General features: G+C 47.2%; 25 protein-coding genes. 23 read left to right on the forward strand and 2 right to left on the reverse strand.

Going from position 1 to position 16684, the window contains the following annotated elements; all coding sequences use genetic code 11:
• The first annotated feature begins 7 nt into the window (after nt 1-7).
• The 10 genes from ACRC53_RS00090 (at nt 8) to ACRC53_RS00135 (ending at nt 7258) form a co-directional block, all read left to right on the forward strand.
• Complete coding sequence (locus ACRC53_RS00090) at nt 8-349, forward strand: DUF5347 family protein (protein WP_438623895.1); 342 nt, start codon at nt 8-10, stop codon at nt 347-349.
• Between the two features lie 70 nt (nt 350-419).
• Nucleotides 420-683 (forward strand): hypothetical protein, encoded by a 264-nt coding sequence (locus tag ACRC53_RS00095; RefSeq protein ID WP_438623894.1) that lies wholly within the window; start codon nt 420-422, stop codon nt 681-683.
• A complete protein-coding gene (locus ACRC53_RS00100) occupies nt 680-943 on the forward strand; it encodes a hypothetical protein (RefSeq protein ID WP_438641564.1) in 264 nt (87 codons plus the stop codon). The genes ACRC53_RS00095 and ACRC53_RS00100 overlap by 4 nt, the downstream gene beginning before the upstream one ends.
• Entirely contained in the window at nt 930-1250 is a 321-nt protein-coding gene (locus ACRC53_RS00105; protein ID WP_438641565.1) for a hypothetical protein, read from the forward strand. The genes ACRC53_RS00100 and ACRC53_RS00105 overlap by 14 nt, the downstream gene beginning before the upstream one ends.
• A 524-nt stretch (nt 1251-1774) precedes the next feature.
• Nucleotides 1775-1909, forward strand: a complete 135-nt coding sequence (locus ACRC53_RS00110) for a hypothetical protein (RefSeq protein WP_438641566.1) — start codon at nt 1775-1777, stop codon at nt 1907-1909.
• Nucleotides 1909-4278 carry a replication endonuclease gene (locus ACRC53_RS00115; protein ID WP_438641567.1) on the forward strand — a complete coding sequence of 790 codons (2370 nt, stop codon included), beginning with the start codon at nt 1909-1911 and terminating at the stop codon, nt 4276-4278. The genes ACRC53_RS00110 and ACRC53_RS00115 overlap by 1 nt, the downstream gene beginning before the upstream one ends.
• Nucleotides 4279-4398: 120 nt before the next feature.
• On the forward strand, nt 4399-4635 hold the full coding sequence (locus ACRC53_RS00120; RefSeq protein WP_438641568.1) for a hypothetical protein: 237 nt from the start codon (nt 4399-4401) through the stop codon (nt 4633-4635).
• Between the two features lie 413 nt (nt 4636-5048).
• Nucleotides 5049-6155 (forward strand): hypothetical protein, encoded by a 1107-nt coding sequence (locus tag ACRC53_RS00125; protein ID WP_438641569.1) that lies wholly within the window; start codon nt 5049-5051, stop codon nt 6153-6155.
• Between the two features lie 27 nt (nt 6156-6182).
• Nucleotides 6183-6602, forward strand: a complete 420-nt coding sequence (locus ACRC53_RS00130; protein ID WP_438641570.1) for a hypothetical protein — start codon at nt 6183-6185, stop codon at nt 6600-6602.
• Nucleotides 6602-7258: a hypothetical protein gene (locus ACRC53_RS00135; protein WP_438641571.1), complete on the forward strand. Its 657-nt coding sequence runs from the start codon at nt 6602-6604 to the stop codon at nt 7256-7258. Before ACRC53_RS00130 ends, ACRC53_RS00135 begins: the two co-directional genes overlap by 1 nt.
• Nucleotides 7259-7287: 29 nt before the next feature.
• Here ACRC53_RS00135 and ACRC53_RS00140 read toward each other — a convergent pair whose 3' ends face one another.
• Together ACRC53_RS00140 and ACRC53_RS00145 are read right to left on the reverse strand one after the other, a co-directional pair.
• A complete protein-coding gene (locus tag ACRC53_RS00140; protein WP_438641572.1) occupies nt 7288-8331 on the reverse strand; it encodes a phage portal protein in 1044 nt (347 codons plus the stop codon).
• Nucleotides 8332-8334: 3 nt separating this feature from the next.
• The gene (locus ACRC53_RS00145) at nt 8335-10101 is read right to left on the reverse strand and encodes a terminase ATPase subunit family protein (protein ID WP_438641573.1); all 1767 of its coding nucleotides are present in this window, start codon (nt 10099-10101) and stop codon (nt 8335-8337) included.
• 136 nt (nt 10102-10237) lie between these two features.
• Between ACRC53_RS00145 and ACRC53_RS00150 the strand changes: the two genes are divergently transcribed.
• The 13 genes from ACRC53_RS00150 to ACRC53_RS00210 all read left to right on the forward strand — a co-directional run bounded on the left by ACRC53_RS00150 (nt 10238) and on the right by ACRC53_RS00210 (nt 16684).
• Nucleotides 10238-11077, forward strand: a complete 840-nt coding sequence (locus ACRC53_RS00150) for a GPO family capsid scaffolding protein (RefSeq protein ID WP_438641574.1) — start codon at nt 10238-10240, stop codon at nt 11075-11077.
• Nucleotides 11078-11089: 12 nt separating this feature from the next.
• Entirely contained in the window at nt 11090-12142 is a 1053-nt protein-coding gene (locus ACRC53_RS00155) for a phage major capsid protein, P2 family (RefSeq protein WP_438623885.1), read from the forward strand.
• Between the two features lie 2 nt (nt 12143-12144).
• Nucleotides 12145-12804 carry a phage terminase small subunit gene (gene gpM / locus ACRC53_RS00160; protein WP_438641575.1) on the forward strand — a complete coding sequence of 220 codons (660 nt, stop codon included), beginning with the start codon at nt 12145-12147 and terminating at the stop codon, nt 12802-12804.
• 92 nt (nt 12805-12896) lie between these two features.
• Nucleotides 12897-13361, forward strand: coding sequence for a head completion/stabilization protein (locus ACRC53_RS00165; protein ID WP_438641576.1), 465 nt, complete (start codon nt 12897-12899; stop codon nt 13359-13361).
• Complete coding sequence (locus ACRC53_RS00170; RefSeq protein ID WP_438623882.1) at nt 13361-13564, forward strand: tail protein X; 204 nt, start codon at nt 13361-13363, stop codon at nt 13562-13564. The genes ACRC53_RS00165 and ACRC53_RS00170 overlap by 1 nt, the downstream gene beginning before the upstream one ends.
• 7 nt (nt 13565-13571) lie before the next feature.
• Nucleotides 13572-13787 carry an HP1 family phage holin gene (locus tag ACRC53_RS00175; RefSeq protein WP_438623881.1) on the forward strand — a complete coding sequence of 72 codons (216 nt, stop codon included), beginning with the start codon at nt 13572-13574 and terminating at the stop codon, nt 13785-13787.
• Nucleotides 13768-14280, forward strand: a complete 513-nt coding sequence (locus ACRC53_RS00180; RefSeq protein WP_438641577.1) for a lysozyme — start codon at nt 13768-13770, stop codon at nt 14278-14280. The genes ACRC53_RS00175 and ACRC53_RS00180 overlap by 20 nt, the downstream gene beginning before the upstream one ends.
• Nucleotides 14280-14714, forward strand: coding sequence for an Rz-like lysis system protein LysB (lysB, locus tag ACRC53_RS00185; RefSeq protein ID WP_438641578.1), 435 nt, complete (start codon nt 14280-14282; stop codon nt 14712-14714). Before ACRC53_RS00180 ends, lysB begins: the two co-directional genes overlap by 1 nt.
• Nucleotides 14596-14841 carry an Rz1-like lysis system protein LysC gene (lysC, locus tag ACRC53_RS00190; protein ID WP_438641599.1) on the forward strand — a complete coding sequence of 82 codons (246 nt, stop codon included), beginning with the start codon at nt 14596-14598 and terminating at the stop codon, nt 14839-14841. Before lysB ends, lysC begins: the two co-directional genes overlap by 119 nt.
• Nucleotides 14804-15232, forward strand: coding sequence for a phage tail protein (locus ACRC53_RS00195; protein WP_438623878.1), 429 nt, complete (start codon nt 14804-14806; stop codon nt 15230-15232). The genes lysC and ACRC53_RS00195 overlap by 38 nt, the downstream gene beginning before the upstream one ends.
• On the forward strand, nt 15232-15678 hold the full coding sequence (locus ACRC53_RS00200) for a phage virion morphogenesis protein (RefSeq protein ID WP_438623877.1): 447 nt from the start codon (nt 15232-15234) through the stop codon (nt 15676-15678). The genes ACRC53_RS00195 and ACRC53_RS00200 overlap by 1 nt, the downstream gene beginning before the upstream one ends.
• Before the next feature lie 74 nt (nt 15679-15752).
• Complete coding sequence (locus tag ACRC53_RS00205) at nt 15753-16346, forward strand: phage baseplate assembly protein V (protein ID WP_438630359.1); 594 nt, start codon at nt 15753-15755, stop codon at nt 16344-16346.
• A complete protein-coding gene (locus ACRC53_RS00210; RefSeq protein ID WP_438630357.1) occupies nt 16343-16684 on the forward strand; it encodes a GPW/gp25 family protein in 342 nt (113 codons plus the stop codon). The genes ACRC53_RS00205 and ACRC53_RS00210 overlap by 4 nt, the downstream gene beginning before the upstream one ends.

Here is a 16684-nt window from a genome sequence, read left to right on the forward strand (position 1 = left end):
GGATAACATGGCAATTGAATGCGACGCGGCCGCAATTGAAATGAGTGCCGGTGAAAGATTGAACGGGTTAAATCATATCTCTGTTCTGCGCGCTCAGTTTTTTGGTGATGACTGCGCACAAGAACTCAGCCGTTTTATTGCAAACATGAATGATGAAAGAGACCCACAGCATCAAAAAAATAAACGTGCATTAAGCGCCATTTTTTATTTAGCCAATATTAAATCAGAACGCCATAACGTTGAGTTTAGTGAACTGACGACTGATGAAAAAACCGCGCTTATCAGTGCAATGAACCATTTTCGAGCAGTCGTGAGTTTATTTCCTCGAAAACTAAGTCTGCCTAATTAATCAAAAAAACAAATATTGGCGTAAACCCGCCGGGCATTGCTTTGCCAAAAATAAGCGAATGGAAAACAAAATGACAGAAAAAAACATGTGGGCCACATGGTTCACCCACGGCGGGCAACCACTCGAAACACCAGAGCCATTCCCGCTTGAATCGCAATCAATCACCGATTCAGTAAACGAAATAATGATCCGCTTTGACAGTGCCAATGTGATTTTTCAAAACGTAGCCATCGCCATCATTGCACTGGCAGCCATTGATTCAGGCAACGAGAAATTAGAGCGCAGATTAATCATCGCCGACCAACAGTTCGGCCAACAAGGAACGTCACAATGAAAAATATGCAGCAGAGAAACCGCAGAGAATTTACCTCCGTTGAAAAGAAAATCATGGCAGGTGCAGTGTCACAGCACACCTACTGGCTACAAGTTGCAAAGAAAAGCCGTCAAAAGGGTTACCCATCTACCGCCCGCGCATTTCTGCTCAATGCACGTACAGCACGCATTGTTTACGAAGTTGTCGCAGCACGCCCAACGCTCGATTTACTGATGGCATCACACAAAGAAATGCAAGGAGTCACCCATGCTGCCGCTTAAGCACAAACCGAAAAAAACAGAAGAAAAAAAAGTAATGACGAACATGGAAGCCGTTGAGTGTGCAGCACTAAAACTGGTGACGTTCAATTTAGACGATATTGCAGCAGAAACAGGGCTTACCAAACCCGCCGTGATCGGCTGTTTAAGAATGCTGGGAAATTCCGAAGCACTGTCTATTCACCGCTCAGAAAACACCCTTGGAAGAAAAGTCACCACAACATACACCGTTCGCAAATCGCAGGCATCACAAAAAGAACTGTGGCGGCTTGCAATCTTTGGCGTGCCAGCACCTCGGAGCTACGCATGAACATAACCACCGCCACACAAGCACCAGCCAAATAGAGAAGGTAACGAATGAATAACCAATATCACGCTAATTTGATATGCACGGCAAAGCAAGCGCGCCATATCAACAAACAGCTCGCCATCCAGTTCCTAAACGCCGCGATTAAATGGCGACAGATTAGAAGTCAGCAGGTCGCTAATTGCAAGGCTAATCACGCCTGGGCGATGCAAGCGGCTAGGAAGTTTAGAACCGCAGGGGATCGTGGTTCGACTCGGCACGTTGCTGGATTAATGAATTATGCGGCGAGTTTGAGACGGGAGCTAGCAAGTGCCAAGTGGGAGTGGGGTGTTTTATGAGTTCGCTAAGAGTAAGCCGCTGGAGAAGGTATTTCATAATTTCAATGCAGCTAGCCCGTTCATCACCAACCAAGGCACTGCGCGCACTGAACCTAAACATGGCATCTGACTGCCGCACTGAAATCAAAAGACTAAAACGGAGTTAACCATGATTTTATCAATGACACATGAACAACGTGAGTTATCCGAGTGAGTTTTTGGAAATGGGTCTTTTCTCTCGCCGTTACAACCTTGGTTGTTGCGGCGAATGTCTTTTATAGCTATCGAGCCAATGTCTTTTTATTTGAGAACGCATTGGCACGGTTGCAGAGTGGTGGCCGATAATGAGTATTAACGAAGCAACAAAGAAAAGTGAAAATACTGAATGGGCTTACTGGTGGAATGCGCCAAAGACGGCCTGCGACCCTTATGCTGATGCACAGGAAACCCCGCCGCCCTCTGAACTGTCAAAACTGATAGAGAGCTATGCCGCTGAACATAACCATGAAAAGCAGCAACGGGAAGCACTAAAAAATGATGTTTGGAATCATTACTTTTACAATGACTCCAGAGATCCATTTCTGCGTGATACGCTTCAAGAGCAATTGATTCATCGGGCAAAAAAAGCCCATGAAGAACAACGCAACAACCCTGACCTACTCATTCTGGATAGCGTTCGCACTGAACACGCATTTATCAGCAAACCACTCTTACAGCGAATAGAGTTTTTTCAGAATTTAGATAGACCCAAAGCGTTATCCCGCTATCTCAATGAAACTATCCAGCCATGCATTGACCGCCTTGAGTACGTAAGAGCAAGCCAAGTCTCCACCTCTTTACGTTTTATGGCCAGCAAAGAAGGGCTTGACGGTCTGCTCGACTTGGCCGTTAAAACACAAAATCAAGTAAAAAAGATTGCCACTTCACTGGCAGCACACATGAATATGTGCATGAACGATGCCAGCGAATCACTCATGCAGCGTGATGACGTAACCGCAGATGAAGTGCATCAGGTGTGGGAGCGTGTCGCAACAGAGGCAATGAGACTCGATGTCACCCCACCCGCATTTGATAGACTGAAAAGCAAAAAGCACCGCCGCAAAGAAATTCCCTATGACCTGATCCCAGGTTCATTGGCGCGCATGTGCTGTGCCAACTGGTGGTATCGAAAACTGTGGCAAATGCGCTGTGTATGGCGTGAAGAGCAGTTACGTGCAGTCTGTCTGGTCAATAAAAAGGCATCACCGTATGTCAGCAATGACGCAGTAATCCGCAAACGTGAACAGCGCAGAAAAGCGTTAGAGTTTTTCCGTGCGCATGAGCTGGTCAATGAGAACGGCGACAAGCTGGATATGGAAGAAGTTGTCAACGCCAGCAACAGCAACCCCGCACACCGCCGCAACGAAATGATGGCATGTGTGAAAGGGCTAGAGCTTATTGCCGAAATGCGCAAAGACTGCTGTGTATTCTACACGATCACTACCCCATCACGTTTTCATTCAACCCTGAGCAACGGCAGGCCAAATCCGAAATGGACAAGCGCCACCGTGAGACAAAGCAGCGATTATCTGGTTGATACCTTTGCCGCATTTCGCAAAGCCATGCACAAGGCAGGGTTGCGCTGGTACGGTGTCCGCGTTGCAGAGCCGCATCATGACGGCACAGTGCACTGGCATTTGCTGTGCTTCATGCGCAAAAAAGACCGCCGATTCATCACCGCACTACTGCGTAAATTTGCCATTCGCGAAGACCGTGAAGAGCTGGGCAACAACACTGGGCCACGATTCCAATCTGAGCTTATCAACCCGCGTAAAGGCACACCGACCAGCTATATTGCCAAATACATCAGCAAGAACATTGACGGTCGTGGGTTGGCAAAAGAGATCAGCAAAGAGACCGGTAAATCTCTGCGCGACAATGCCGAACATGTCAATGCGTGGGCATCACTGCACCGCGTACAGCAATTCCGTTTTTTCGGTATTCCGGGTCGTCAGGCATACCGAGAACTGCGTTTACTGGCTGGCCAAGCCGCAAGAATACAGAACGACAAAAAAGCAGGCACGCCGGTACTGGACAACCCCCGCCTAGATGCCGTGCTTGCTGCTGCTGACGCAGGCTGTTTTGCAACATACATAGTAAAACAGGGCGGCGTGCTCATCCCCCGCAAATATCATCTTGTTAGAACCGCATATGAGATGAATGACGAGCCAAGCGACTACGGCGATCATAGCATTCGTATCTATGGTATTTGGTCACCTATTGCAGAAGGGCGTATTTGCACACACACAATCAAGTGGAAAAAGGTTCGCAAAGCTCTTGATCTTCAGGAGGCGGTAGCCGACAAGGGCGCTAGCGCCCCTTGGACTCGTGGCAATAACTGTCCCCTTGTAGAAAAAGTAGACAGTTTTGACAGCGAGCCACACTCAATGCCTGATTTTAAAAACATGCCAAGTAAAGAACGGCAGGCACTTTACACCCGACTAAAAACAGCAAACAAACGAAAACCAAAAAGCCGCAGCAGCTACAAGCAAGAAATATCGGATAAATTGCAATTGCAACTGGAAGCAGAGCTAAGGGCAAAGGGCTTTGATGGAAGTGAGAACGAGATTGATTTACTACTTCGGGGTGGAAGTATTCCATCTGGCGGAGGAATGCGGTTGTTCTATCGAGATCAGCGGTTACGTGAAGATGATAAATGGCAGCAATGGTACTAGATCGAACATCGTAAAATTATACATAAAAGCAATAACCCTATGCTTTTAAACAAAAACAACTTCATGTTTAAACCGTATTGATGTACTGTATATATGTACAGTATGGAGAAAGGAGAGGATGTGACTGATCTTTTCATTGAGTCCCTGGCATTGCAGCGTATCCAACTCATCACACGAGTAGTGTCGATGGACGTATGCAATGGGGATGATAAAACACTGGCATTGGTTTGGATTAGTGAACTGACCGATCAACTGTTAGAGCAACTTGGCAATGATAAAAAGCAGGTTGTTGCTACCACGTGCCAATTTTCATATGGCCCAACGCAACAAAACATCACTGCAAATTATCAGAGTTAGCTCACGATAATTAAGGCCCACAGTGGCCTTTAATCATTTCATTCCCATCAAATTATGCCTAACAACACATACTAGACACGCATTCAAACCACGTGCATGAATGCAGGGTGTTTTGTGCACTAATTCGCATGATCTAAAAAGGATCAAAAACAGCGCGTAGCCCCAGTACTGGCGCACTTTGAGCTAACTCATGCAGATGCATGAAAATCCATAGATCAAGCGCGCAGGCGGGGCGGGGCTACGATTGCGCGCTGTTGCTCGAATTTGTGCACTTATCCAAGATATTATACAAATCAAACACAGCGTCTTGAGTTTTTTTGAGATCATGAGATATCCTGTAGGCCGAGATATTTTTCGCAGTTCAAATAATAGTCAAACTGAACGCTAGTTATGAGCCAAACAGGGAATACATAATGACAGGTAATGCTTCAACAAAACTCAGTGAAATGGAAATGAAATCAGTTTCAACTCTGGTTTCTCGGTTTCCATGGAATGTAGCAAGACCTATCATTTCAGCATTAGGTTTTCAGGGAGGAAAAGGAAAAGAGGCTACACAAGAAAAAATAGTTGAAGGGCTAGTTAAACTAAAAGCAATTAATAAGACAAAGTTTGATACTAATGTTAGTAAAATTAACGACTTGATTCTTGGACAGATTATATATGGTGATAAAGCATTATTTAGTTTTTCTGTAGATGCTGCGATAATAAATAAAACGCTTAATTCAATTTTGAATAAATGGGCGGCGACTACAAAACCGACTGTAATATCACAAATTATCATGACAGATAAAGAAGTTGATGCTGCCAAGAAAAATAATCTTACCCTATCTTATTGTGCTGATGATTCTAACCAGTGCTTAGTCATATTCAGTTCGGTTAGAGAGCAAAAAATAAGAGAGAAATTATTGCCTAGCTCTGTACCAGGCTATAGTGATTATGATGAAATCGTTGCTACTAAAAAAGAAAAGCGTCAGTGTTTTGATGTTTGTATTTTTGATAAAACTAATGCAAGAATACATCTACTAGTAGATGCTATTAATGGTATTGTTAGTGAAAATGTTCTCTTTACAAAAAGCTCTGTCATTAGAGAGCTTTATGATTTTTACGGAAATCAGTTTAGTGTAAAAGAAAAAGACTTTTTTAATCTTATAGAACCTATTTTTGAACAGAATAAGCCTCCGTTTACGACAGCAAGTTATAAAGTGTTTGACCTTTCGTTTGTAACACCTGAAGGAACGACACATAAGGAGAAGAAAAACGATCCCTCAATGGATTTAAGAAATGATATTTTTAATAAAGAAGGGATTAAAGCTGTAGGTAACATAGGTTTATATCGTATTGGTATTAGAGTTGAACGTGAAGATGCAAGTTTGAATCTTGATGACAATGTTGAGTTGGTTATCCCTGGAAGTTTACGTCGTTATAATGCAGGAAGCAGTGGTGATGCTGTAAACTATGCTATACTAAGCAAATGCATATCTCGTAAAGATTTTGAAGCCCTGACAAAATTGATATTATAGTTGGATATGGTGATGAAGGACGTTAACGTGACTACTATCATACTTGATATTTGTTCAGAGCATCCATCTGCAGGTGCTCTGGCTTGCCTAATTTATGATGAGGTTAGTAAGTTAGCGTGCCGAACTCCAAACATCTTTATTTATTACCGTCAGTTAATTGATATTGCAAAGTCAGCTAATAGCGAGAGCCATATAGACCTAAATTTAACTGATTTAGGTATAGCAATACAGGTACTTTGTAATCCAAAGGTTAATGTTTTGTCATTGAGCTATCAGTTTATTGATGATTTTCATGAGCCGATTAATATTAGCATTTCAGATGTGATGGAAGCTGAAGATAGTGGAGTTTTAGAGCACCCTCTAACTGGCGAGTTAGTTAATGACTATAAGCAATATGTTTTCCCATATTTCACACTCAATGATAAATTTACCAGGGAATGTGAATAATGCCGATGAGTTTGGCTGATCTTGATATGCATCAGAAATTGTCAGTTATTAATCATAATATTACTCGTGCTCAATTTGCTTTAAAGTCTTATGATAACTTCTGTGAGTATGTGAGAACGGAGATTGACTATGCTGTTGCTTCATTACAACAGAATGCAAATAAAATAACATTTTCATTGTCAGAGGATCAGTTGACGTTATATTTACTGGGTCCAATAAAAGCTAGAGGCGATTTAGTTGGATTGGATGCGAACCACGAAACTAATAGCAGAGGGCATTGTGATATCTCTATTCGTTTTGGAGGCTATGTGTGGCATGGGGAAGCAAAAAAACACTCTTCTTACAGTTATGTTTTTAAAGGCTATGCCCAATTAACTGAACGTTATAGTACTGGGGCCTCTAATGACTCATCTGGCGCTGTTATAATTTATACGAAAAATAAATCTTGTAGAGACATGATGAGAGCATGGCGTAATTTTTTATGTAAGAATGCGCCTAGAATACATTACAATAATATCAATGTTTCAGTTTCGCTGTGTACTAAAAACCCATTAGTTTTCTATAGCATCCATACTCATACTATTAGTGGGTTAGATTATAAGGTTATGCATTATCCTGTAATGTTACATCACAAACCAGTTGATCCAGACTTATAAGAGGGTGATTGTAAATCACCCTCTAGTGTTTATATTTTAGATTCGAGATCGTAGCAGTCAAATCGAATTACTTCTTCACCGACCCATGTGTTTAGTTCTAGTATTTGGCGTTGTAATGGCATCAATTCATTACGGACAAATACTTTACTAGCCTTTTCCACATCACCAAACCCGCCTGTATTGTTAGGGATGATACCCATCATCTGCGGGGGTACGCGATGTGCGGCCAGCATGTCATCACGGCTGACGTTCTTGATGTTCAGGAACTCATCTTTGGCCGCGACTTCGCTGAGTGGGATTATCTGAATCCCGTCTTTCTTCCCTGCCGGTGAGTACATAAACATGTTCCGGAAATTGCCAGGGCCTTTGGCCTGTTTAAGTGCGGTACGAATATTGTCTACGTCAGACTGGTTTTGAGCAGGGTCACTCATATACATGATAAAACCCGCATGGCTGCCGTTCAGATAATACTTACGGCGAAAAAGGGTGGCTGACTCATTGAGCAAGGCTGATGGGATCGCTGCCAGATATTCAGGCAAGCCGTACAACTCTTGATTCAGATCGGGTTCAAACAGATGGAACACACTGCCGGTTTCAAACTTGTAAGGCTCAGTGTTATGCCCATATTGGGCGAACCAGTATGTTTCTAAATCAACGCCGCGGCGCATAAACTTCGCCAGTGCCGGTTCAAGTGCTAATGTTTTCCCCAGCCGGTTGGTACGTTTTTCCAGATACGCATTACCAAAAACCAGATAATCCAGTGCAAAACGGCTAAACGCCTGCTGGCTAAGTAGCTTGTGGGGAATGAATGTGCTGGTCAAAATATTACGCTTCACGTAAATAGCCGAACTGTGATGCGTTGCTGATCGAAACGTACGCGCCAGCCCGTCCATGCTAATCGGCGGCTCATACCACTGCTCAACACGGGAACACTCCAGATAATCCAGCAGTTCGCGGCGGTCGAGTACAGGGATCGGGTCACCAAAAGTAAAAGCCTCTGCTGCCGGCGCTTGATGGGGTTGGGTTGTTGCCATCACTGGACTGGCTTTATTAAATTTTCGTTTGCGCGCCATGGTTTAGTAAATCTCCACAATATTAGTGTTTGAGGTAGTCATACCTTCCAGTGGTTCATTGTGCAGTGCGTGCATCGTTGCCCACGCCAAGTCTGCATGACTGGCCTCTTCGCTGCGGCTGGCTTCATACGTTGGTCGGCTGCCGCTGGCAGTAACAGATTTGCGGATAGCCATAAATGATTGAGCAATGTCAGTACATCCGGCATCGAACTCTAAACGGCGGTGGCTAATCACGTCATACGCCTTGATCACCAACTCATTTTTTACTTTCGGGTTGTAAACAAATTCCCGTACCGCAGGAAAAAATGCTTTCACGTTTTCATATACCCCGTGTCCAATACCGGTCGAATCGATACCGATGTAGGCCACGTTGTAAGTTTCAGTTAGTTTGCGGATAGACTCCGCTTGTGCGCGAAAATCCATACCCCGCCACTGAAAACGTTCAAGAATACGGAATTTACCTCCAGCCACAGGAGGCGGTGCGATCACCACGCAACCGGCACTGTCACCGTTTGCTGTGCCTTTCGCTGGGTCATAACCAATCCAGACAGGGTGATAACCAAATGGCCGAACAGCCAACGGCTGCACGTCATCCCATACCTCCCAACTATCGACCATGCACTTTTGCAGATCAGTCAGTGGGAACACCGAGGCCAAGTCATCAATGAAGTCACACATCAACAGGTTTTGATATTCTGGCGGGCTGTACTCAAGTCTCAACTGGTCGAGGTCGAACAGATTACAACCGCCCTTCACCGCATCTTCTACGGTGACAATCTGCCTGTACTGGCCATCACGACACAGCACACCATCGGCCAAATTGCTGTGGCTCAGGTCAATGTCAACTTTGTCGGATTTCGCACGGCCACGGTTATACAGCGCCCCCGACCAGAACGGGTATGCACTGTGGGTTAAGCTGGAAGGAGTCGAGAAGTAGGTCTGTCGCCACTTTTTATGTAGCGCCATGCCAGAAGCTACTTTGCGCAGCTCTTGGAATCGCGGGATCCAAAAATACTCATCAAGATATAAATTCCCGTGGTAACTCTGGGCGGTTCGAGCATTCGTGCCTAAAAAGTACAAGCACGCGCCATTGCCGAGCGTCATCGGGTCGCCCTTGAGATCAACATCAACCTCACGGGCAAACTCAATGATGTACTGCTTGAACACATGCGCCTGCGCTTTACTGGCCGACAAAAATATCTGATTTCGCCCCGTGGTGATCGCATCAATCAACGCCTCACGTGCAAAGTACCATGTCGCACCAATTTGACGTGATTTCAGCAAGTTACGAATGCGGTGATGTGCTCCGGCGTTAAACCATACCTTTTGATAGGCAAACAAATTGTCGTGAAAAACCTGCTGTAACTTCTCGAGCTGTTCCTCGCTAAACATGTTTTTTTCAGGCTGTTTGCGATCACCGGTATTTCGACTGCGAATTTTAGGGTTCAGATCGGCTTCATTGCCGCCATTGTTGAATTTGCCTATTCGTGCGTGCCGTTCCGACTGTCGAGCAAGCAGATCAATCTCTTTGAAATCCTTACCTTCTTTTTGCTCTTTCATGATGAGCTGGCAATAGCGGGCGGCAGTGGTGAGCTGCATTTGATCGAGCGGGCCGATGTCGCCCCACTTGTCACGCTTTTTCCAACTGTGTACGGTTGCAGGCTTCTCCCCCAGCATTTCAGCAATGCGGGCGATGCGTAACCCCTGAAAGTACAGGAACATAGCCTGTCTACGTGGGTCGAGATCCGTATTTATCGTTGTCGTATTCATGCGGCCAGATTACCGCCCCGCGCAGCCCCATACCGCCACACCCTATTGTGTCAGTCACCGCACAATTCCCGCACATTGTCTCAATCCCCCTATCCCCGCAAACATAGAGGCTCTAAAGACAACCGGAGCCTGACAGATGGCAACAAAATCAAAGCGTTTTCGCATTGGCGTAGAAGGTGCAACCACCGATGGCCGCGAAATCCAACGCGAATGGCTAACGCAAATGGCCGAAAATTATGACCCTGATGTGTACGGCGCACGGGTCAATGTTGAACACATTAAATCGTATTCACCCGACAGCGCATTTGGCCGCTACGGTGATGTGATCAGCTTATCCGCCGAAGAGATTAAAGACGGTGCACTGACCGGTCGAATGGCGCTGTATGCCGAAATTGAGCCGACCGCAGAGCTGATCGCACTGAATAAAAAAGGACAGAAAATTTATACGTCGATGGAAGTTGACCCTAAATTCTCTGATTTGGGTTTTGCCTACCTGATCGGCCTTGCCGTTACGGATGACCCCGCCAGCCTCGGCACACAGCGCCTAAGTTTCAGCGCCAGCGGTGAAAGTACCCTCGCAAAACGCAAAACCCATGCACACAACCTGTTCACCGTGGCAGAAGAAACTGTCATTGAGTTTGAGCACATTGATGATCCAAAACCCAACCTATTCAGCCGCGTAAAAGAGCTGTTTGCGAAAAAGCAGACTGGTGATGACGCACGCTTTGACGATGTGCATCAGGCCGTTGAGCTGTGTGCCACCGAAGTCCAGAGCGCGACCGAGCAAGTGACCACCCTCTCTGCGAACGCAGCAGCATCAGCCGCAAAAATGAATGAATTAGAAAGCCAGCTAACAGCCTACAACCAAAAATTGGACGACCTGACCACCCGCCTGAACAACGAAGACAGCAGCAAAAAACGCCGACCATTTTCCACCGGTGGCAGTCATTCACAATCAGAACAAACCAACTGCTAACGGAGCATCTACATGAAAAAAAATACCCGCTTTGCCTTTAACGCATTTTTGACCCGTCTTGCCGAACTCAACGAAGTCGGCATTGACGACTTGGCAGCAAAATTCACGATTGAGCCATCAGTCAACCAAACGCTGGAAGAGACTATCCAGCAGTCAGCCGCATTTCTGACGCTGGTCAACGTCGTACCCGTGCCTGAGCAATCCGGCCAGCTATTGGGCCTTGGTGTCGGTACGACAATTGCCCGCACAACCAATACCGCAGATAAAGAACGCGAACCCACAGACCCTACTGCATTCAGCGATATTGAGTACAAATGCGAGCAGACCAACTTTGATACCGCACTGACCTACTCAAAACTGGATATGTGGGCCAAGTTCCAAGATTTTCAACTACGCATTCGCAACGCCATCATCAAGCGTCAGGCGCTTGACCGCATCATGATCGGCTTTAACGGCGTTGCACGCCAAAAGACCTCAGACCCCGCAGCAAATACCCTGCTGCAAGATGTGAACATCGGCTGGCTGCAAAAAGTGCGCAATGATGCCCCAACCCATGTGATGGATGGCATCACCGATGAAGGCGGCGCAACAGTAAAAGTGATTAACGTCGGCGCAGGCGGCGATTACGCAAACCTTGATGCACTGGTGATGGATGCCGTAAACGAGTTGATTGATCCGGTCTATCAAGATGATGACGGGCTGGTTGTTATTTGCGGCCGTGCACTACTTGCTGACAAATATTTTCCGCTGGTCAACAAAGAGCAAGATAACAGCGAATCTCTGGCCGCTGAGATGATCATCAGTCAGAAACGCATGGGCGGGTTGCAGGCAGTACGTGCGCCATACTTCCCTGCCAATGCACTGCTGATCACCCGCTTGGATAACCTGTCTATTTACTGGCAAGAAGACACCCGCCGCCGTTCAATCATTGATAACCCGAAGCGTGACCGTATTGAAAACCTCGAATCAGTCAACGAAGCCTATGTGGTCGAAGACTACCGATGCACCGCACTGATTGAAAATATCAAAATCGGGACATTTACCGCACCCCCAGCGGAGGCGTAATCATGCCAAGTCCTGCCCGCAGACACTTAATGCGTGTTCAGGCTGAGGAGTCCGCCCAGATGGGCGGCTCTACACTGCGCAATCTGTCTGCATACAACCAAATGTTGCTCAAGCTCGAAGAAGACCAACGACGGCTAAAACGGGTGCAGTCAACGATGCGCAAAGCAGAGCTGAAACGCGAACTGCTGCCGTATTACCAACCGTGGGTCACAGGCGCACTGACGACCGGAAACGGGTCACAAGATGACGTGCTGATGAACATCATGATCTGGCGTGTCGATGCTAGTGATTTTGGCGGTGCACTGGATATTGCCGAATACGCACTGGCACATGGCCTTGTGATGCCAAAACGCTATAACCGCCAAACCGCCTGTGCCGTCGCCGAAGAGATCGCCGATGCAACCGCTCAGGCCTATGTCACCAAGCAGCCCATTGACGTTGCACTGATGCAACGCGCATTAGCCGTGACCGAAGAACACGACATGCCCGATCAAGTCAGAGCCAAACTGCACAAAGTGTTGGCCTATGGTCTGCGCGATAACAATCAGCCGGTGTTGGCCTATCACCATATCAACCAAGCCTTCATGTTCGATAAGAACTGTGGTGTGAAAAAAGATATGGAACAACTGGAGCGGATTGCCCGCGCCGCCAACGCCGGATAACAGAACGTGCCCACGCGCGAGGCGGCACGGGATAGCGACAGGCTACGCCGCATCAAAATCCCGTCCACCGCCTACCACTTGAGGATAGCAGAATGGATTTTGTTGCACCGGAGCAACCCGATGACAATGCCGGGATTATCACCAATACCCCGTTTTGGCCGGATGTTGATCTGGAACACTACCGTCAGGCCATGCGTAACGATGGCACGGTAACCAATGAACGCCTGAAAGAAGCCGCCCTATCAGCAATATGTGAAACCAACGCTGAACTGGCACTGTACAAAGAGCAACAGCGGCAACGGGGGTTTAACAATCTGGCCGAAATTCCTGCGGCAACCATCGGGGGATTTAGCGAGCTAACGTACTGGTATCGCCGCGCCGTGTATTGCCGCACAAAAGCCAATCTGACCGAACGCTACCCCGATATAGACACCACAAAATCGGGCAGCAAACGTGCCGACGACATGCTGCAAGCCGTTGATGATTTGTGGCGTGATGCGCAATGGGCCGTGCAACGGTTACAAGGCCGTTCACACATCACCGTGGAGCTGATTTAGTGCGAGTCAGAGCAATGCAATATGACACGGTTGATGCCCTGTGCTGGCGCTATTACGGGCGCACGCAAGGCATGACCGAACACGTGTTAGCGGCCAACCCCAAATTGGCGGAGGTTGGCCCGTTTTTACCCCACGGCATGGAGATCGAATTGCCGGACATGATATCCGCACCCACGACCCAGACCGTGCAGCTATGGGATTGATTAGCTTATGGAGAAAATCACCACCGCCATGTCCTACACACTCGCGCTCTTTCTTGCATGGCTGGGCGGGCTGAATGTACAAGAAGTCGCGTTTTTATCCGGCACAGTACTCGGCTTTGGCACGTTCTTTGTGAATTGGTACTACCGTCGCAAAACATTCCAGCTATTTAAAGATAAGAGCGACACCTTGAGTAAGGACATCTATGAACAACTCAATCGTTAAACGCTGTGCCATTGCTACCGTGCTTGCACTGGCCGCGCTCGTTACCGGCTATCAGCATTTGAAAATCTCTGATGACGGGTTGCAGTTACTGGCTGACTTTGAAGGTTGCCGATTAACCCCCTACCAATGCAGCGCAAATGTCTGGACGAACGGAGTCGGGCACACCGCAGGCGTAACACCCAAGAGTGTGATCACCGAAAAAAAAGCGGCTGAATATCTGGTTGCTGATGTCTTAAAAACCGAAAAATACATTGACCACTGCATGCCTGTCGATATGCCACCACAGGTTTATGATGCTGTGATCAGTTGGGGGTTTAATATCGGCCCAACTGCCGCCTGTCGTTCAACACTGGCACACTTCATCAACAAAAAAGAGTGGGTGAAAGCCTGCCAGCAGTTGAGCCGCTGGGTGTATGTCAACGGGGTTAAAAGTGCCGGCCTTGCTAATCGCCGAAGCCGAGAACTCGAACACTGCATGCTGGGAGCACGTTAATGCGAATCGTCATCGGTATTGCCATTGCAGTGCTTATTGCATCGTCACTGTTTCAAACATTCAGACTACACACCGAGCAACGAACAAACGCCGAACTCACAGAGAGTCTTGCAACCGCACAGGCATATATTGCAGAAAAAAATAAACAGCTCATCGCCATCAGTGCTATCGCAAAAGAGAACGATATCTATCAAGCATCCATGCAGCAGCAGCTTGATGCACTGAGCCAAAGCGAAACGGAAAAAAACCAACGGATAAAGGACTTAATCAATGAAAATGCGGCACTTAAACGCTGGGCTAATACCCCTTTGCCTGCTGACATTATCCGCATGCAGCAGCGCCCCACCATCACCGGCGCTGCAAGTTATCGTGCGCACCTGTCCAGCAGTAACCCGCTGCCAACTCCCCGCAGCCAACCCGAAAACCAACGGTGAACTGCGTGATGATGGGGATGCAATCATCGCAGCATGGGCAGCCTGTGCCGCAAAAATAGATATGATCGTTGACTGTCAGGAAAAGCAACATGAAAAAGCCGGAATCATTACGGACATTTCTTTGTGAAAAAGTCCCTGCGCTTGAAGATAACCCCGAGAACCTGAGCTTGTTTATCGATAAAGGCAGCGTTGTTTCTACGTTGGCCACGTCCCTGTCATTTGAGTACAGCTATACACTCAATGTGATAGTGATGAATTTTTCAGGTAACCAAAACTTACTCATTGCGCCGATAATTGCATGGCTAAGAGTAAACCAACCTGACGTATTGAATAACCCAGAGAAGCGAGAACGCGCACTCACATTTGAGGCTGATATTCTCAACAATAAAACCTGCGACATCAGTATTGATCTGATGCTGACAGAACGGGTCATCGTGAGTGAAAAAGGCGGAAAGTTGGTTGTAGAAGCCGTTGACGAGCCATCACCTGCCGACCCAGATGAATGGGGGTGGAACTAATGGAATTTGCCCAAGTTGATGACTGGATTATTAATTTACTGGGGAAACTTACGCCAACACAGCGTATGAAGCTCACAAAAGAATGGGCCCGAGATTTACGTCAATCACAACAGCTACGTATCGACTTGCAAAAGAACCCTGACGGTTCGACCTATGAAGCAAGAAAACCACAAAAGCGCGATAAGAAAAAACGCATTAACCGGAAAAAAATGTTCCGAAAAATACGGCTGGCTCGTTACATGCAAACTAAATCAACCGCTGATTTTGTTGAAATCAACTTCGGGCAGAGTAAAGCAAAATATATTGCTGCCGTGCACCATTACGGCTTACGTGAAAAATTAGGTAAACGTAAACCGGTTACGTACCCGCAGCGGCAACTGCTCGGTGTCACCGACGCTGACATTGCCCACCTTGGTGATCAACTGCTAGAACATTTACAACAGTAACCCCTGCTATTGTGTAGCCAACCACACAACCCCGCATTAATGCGCGTGCTGCCGCCCAGTGGCACGCTACATCCATGAATACTCAATTAACCGAATTACTGCGACTACTGCGCAACCTGATCCGCACCGGAGTCATTATTGAAGTCGATGCAGAAAAATGGCTGTGCCGTGTAGCCAGCGGTGAACTGCAAACTAACTGGATACCGTGGCTCACCATGCGCGCGGGGAAATCCCGCACGTGGTGGAAGCCATCGGTCGGTGAGCAGGTGTTGTTGTTGGCCATCGGCGGAGAACTGACCACCGCTTTTGCACTGCCTGCCATCTACTCCAATGACAACCCACCGCCATCATCATCAGACGATGCCTTGGTTGTCACATTCCCAGACGGTGCGCGTTTTGAGTACGAACCAAAAAACGGGCGGCTGTTGATTGAGGGCATCAAGCAGTTAGTGCTGTCAGCCTCTGTTGATGTGCTGCTAGATACACCTCTAGTGCGCTGCTCAACCTTATTAGAAACACCGCGATTAAACGTCACTAAAGGCGCAACGCTTAAAGGTGATGTAACGCACAGCGGCGGGAAACTCTCATCGAATGGGGTGGTATCCGATGATCATAAACATAACCTCGTAAAATCAGGCTTTGATAACTCTGGAGGCCCAGTGAAATGAAATATCTCGGCATGAATCAATGCACAGGCCTGCGCATTACAGAACTGGAACATATCCGCCAATCAGTGCGCGATATTTTACTAACGCCGGTCGGTTCGCGCATTGCACGCCGTGAATACGGTTCACTATTACCTGAACTGCTCGACTGGCCGCAAAACGATGCGGTGAAATTACAAGTCATGGCCGCCAGTTATACCGCCATTAGCCGCTGGGAATCCCGCATTCAGTTGCAAAGTATTCAGATCACCACAGCAATGAACGGGGGAATGAGCGTTGAACTCTCCGGCATGCGTTCCGATGGTATCGCCGCCAACCTATCTATTCCGCTGGGAGTGTGA

This window comes from Plesiomonas sp., assembly GCF_051652165.1.
Classification (GTDB): domain Bacteria; phylum Pseudomonadota; class Gammaproteobacteria; order Enterobacterales; family CAMTGL01; genus Plesiomonas.

Excerpts from the sequence above, each read along its gene's own strand:
- ACRC53_RS00090 (WP_438623895.1), top strand. The coding sequence starts at position 8 with ATGGCAATTGAATGCGACGCGGCCGCAATTGAAATGAGTGCCGGTGAA.
- ACRC53_RS00095 (WP_438623894.1), top strand. The coding sequence starts at position 420 with ATGACAGAAAAAAACATGTGGGCCACATGGTTCACCCACGGCGGGCAA.
- ACRC53_RS00100 (WP_438641564.1), top strand. The coding sequence starts at position 680 with ATGAAAAATATGCAGCAGAGAAACCGCAGAGAATTTACCTCCGTTGAA.
- ACRC53_RS00105 (WP_438641565.1), top strand. The coding sequence starts at position 930 with ATGCTGCCGCTTAAGCACAAACCGAAAAAAACAGAAGAAAAAAAAGTA.
- ACRC53_RS00115 (WP_438641567.1), top strand. The coding sequence starts at position 1,909 with ATGAGTATTAACGAAGCAACAAAGAAAAGTGAAAATACTGAATGGGCT.
- ACRC53_RS00125 (WP_438641569.1), top strand. The coding sequence starts at position 5,049 with ATGACAGGTAATGCTTCAACAAAACTCAGTGAAATGGAAATGAAATCA.
- ACRC53_RS00135 (WP_438641571.1), top strand. The coding sequence starts at position 6,602 with ATGCCGATGAGTTTGGCTGATCTTGATATGCATCAGAAATTGTCAGTT.
- ACRC53_RS00140 (WP_438641572.1), bottom strand. The coding sequence starts at position 8,331 with ATGGCGCGCAAACGAAAATTTAATAAAGCCAGTCCAGTGATGGCAACA.
- ACRC53_RS00145 (WP_438641573.1), bottom strand. The coding sequence starts at position 10,101 with ATGAATACGACAACGATAAATACGGATCTCGACCCACGTAGACAGGCT.
- ACRC53_RS00150 (WP_438641574.1), top strand. The coding sequence starts at position 10,238 with ATGGCAACAAAATCAAAGCGTTTTCGCATTGGCGTAGAAGGTGCAACC.
- ACRC53_RS00155 (WP_438623885.1), top strand. The coding sequence starts at position 11,090 with ATGAAAAAAAATACCCGCTTTGCCTTTAACGCATTTTTGACCCGTCTT.
- gpM (WP_438641575.1), top strand. The coding sequence starts at position 12,145 with ATGCCAAGTCCTGCCCGCAGACACTTAATGCGTGTTCAGGCTGAGGAG.
- ACRC53_RS00165 (WP_438641576.1), top strand. The coding sequence starts at position 12,897 with ATGGATTTTGTTGCACCGGAGCAACCCGATGACAATGCCGGGATTATC.
- ACRC53_RS00175 (WP_438623881.1), top strand. The coding sequence starts at position 13,572 with ATGGAGAAAATCACCACCGCCATGTCCTACACACTCGCGCTCTTTCTT.
- ACRC53_RS00180 (WP_438641577.1), top strand. The coding sequence starts at position 13,768 with ATGAACAACTCAATCGTTAAACGCTGTGCCATTGCTACCGTGCTTGCA.
- lysB (WP_438641578.1), top strand. The coding sequence starts at position 14,280 with ATGCGAATCGTCATCGGTATTGCCATTGCAGTGCTTATTGCATCGTCA.
- ACRC53_RS00195 (WP_438623878.1), top strand. The coding sequence starts at position 14,804 with ATGAAAAAGCCGGAATCATTACGGACATTTCTTTGTGAAAAAGTCCCT.
- ACRC53_RS00200 (WP_438623877.1), top strand. The coding sequence starts at position 15,232 with ATGGAATTTGCCCAAGTTGATGACTGGATTATTAATTTACTGGGGAAA.
- ACRC53_RS00205 (WP_438630359.1), top strand. The coding sequence starts at position 15,753 with ATGAATACTCAATTAACCGAATTACTGCGACTACTGCGCAACCTGATC.
- ACRC53_RS00210 (WP_438630357.1), top strand. The coding sequence starts at position 16,343 with ATGAAATATCTCGGCATGAATCAATGCACAGGCCTGCGCATTACAGAA.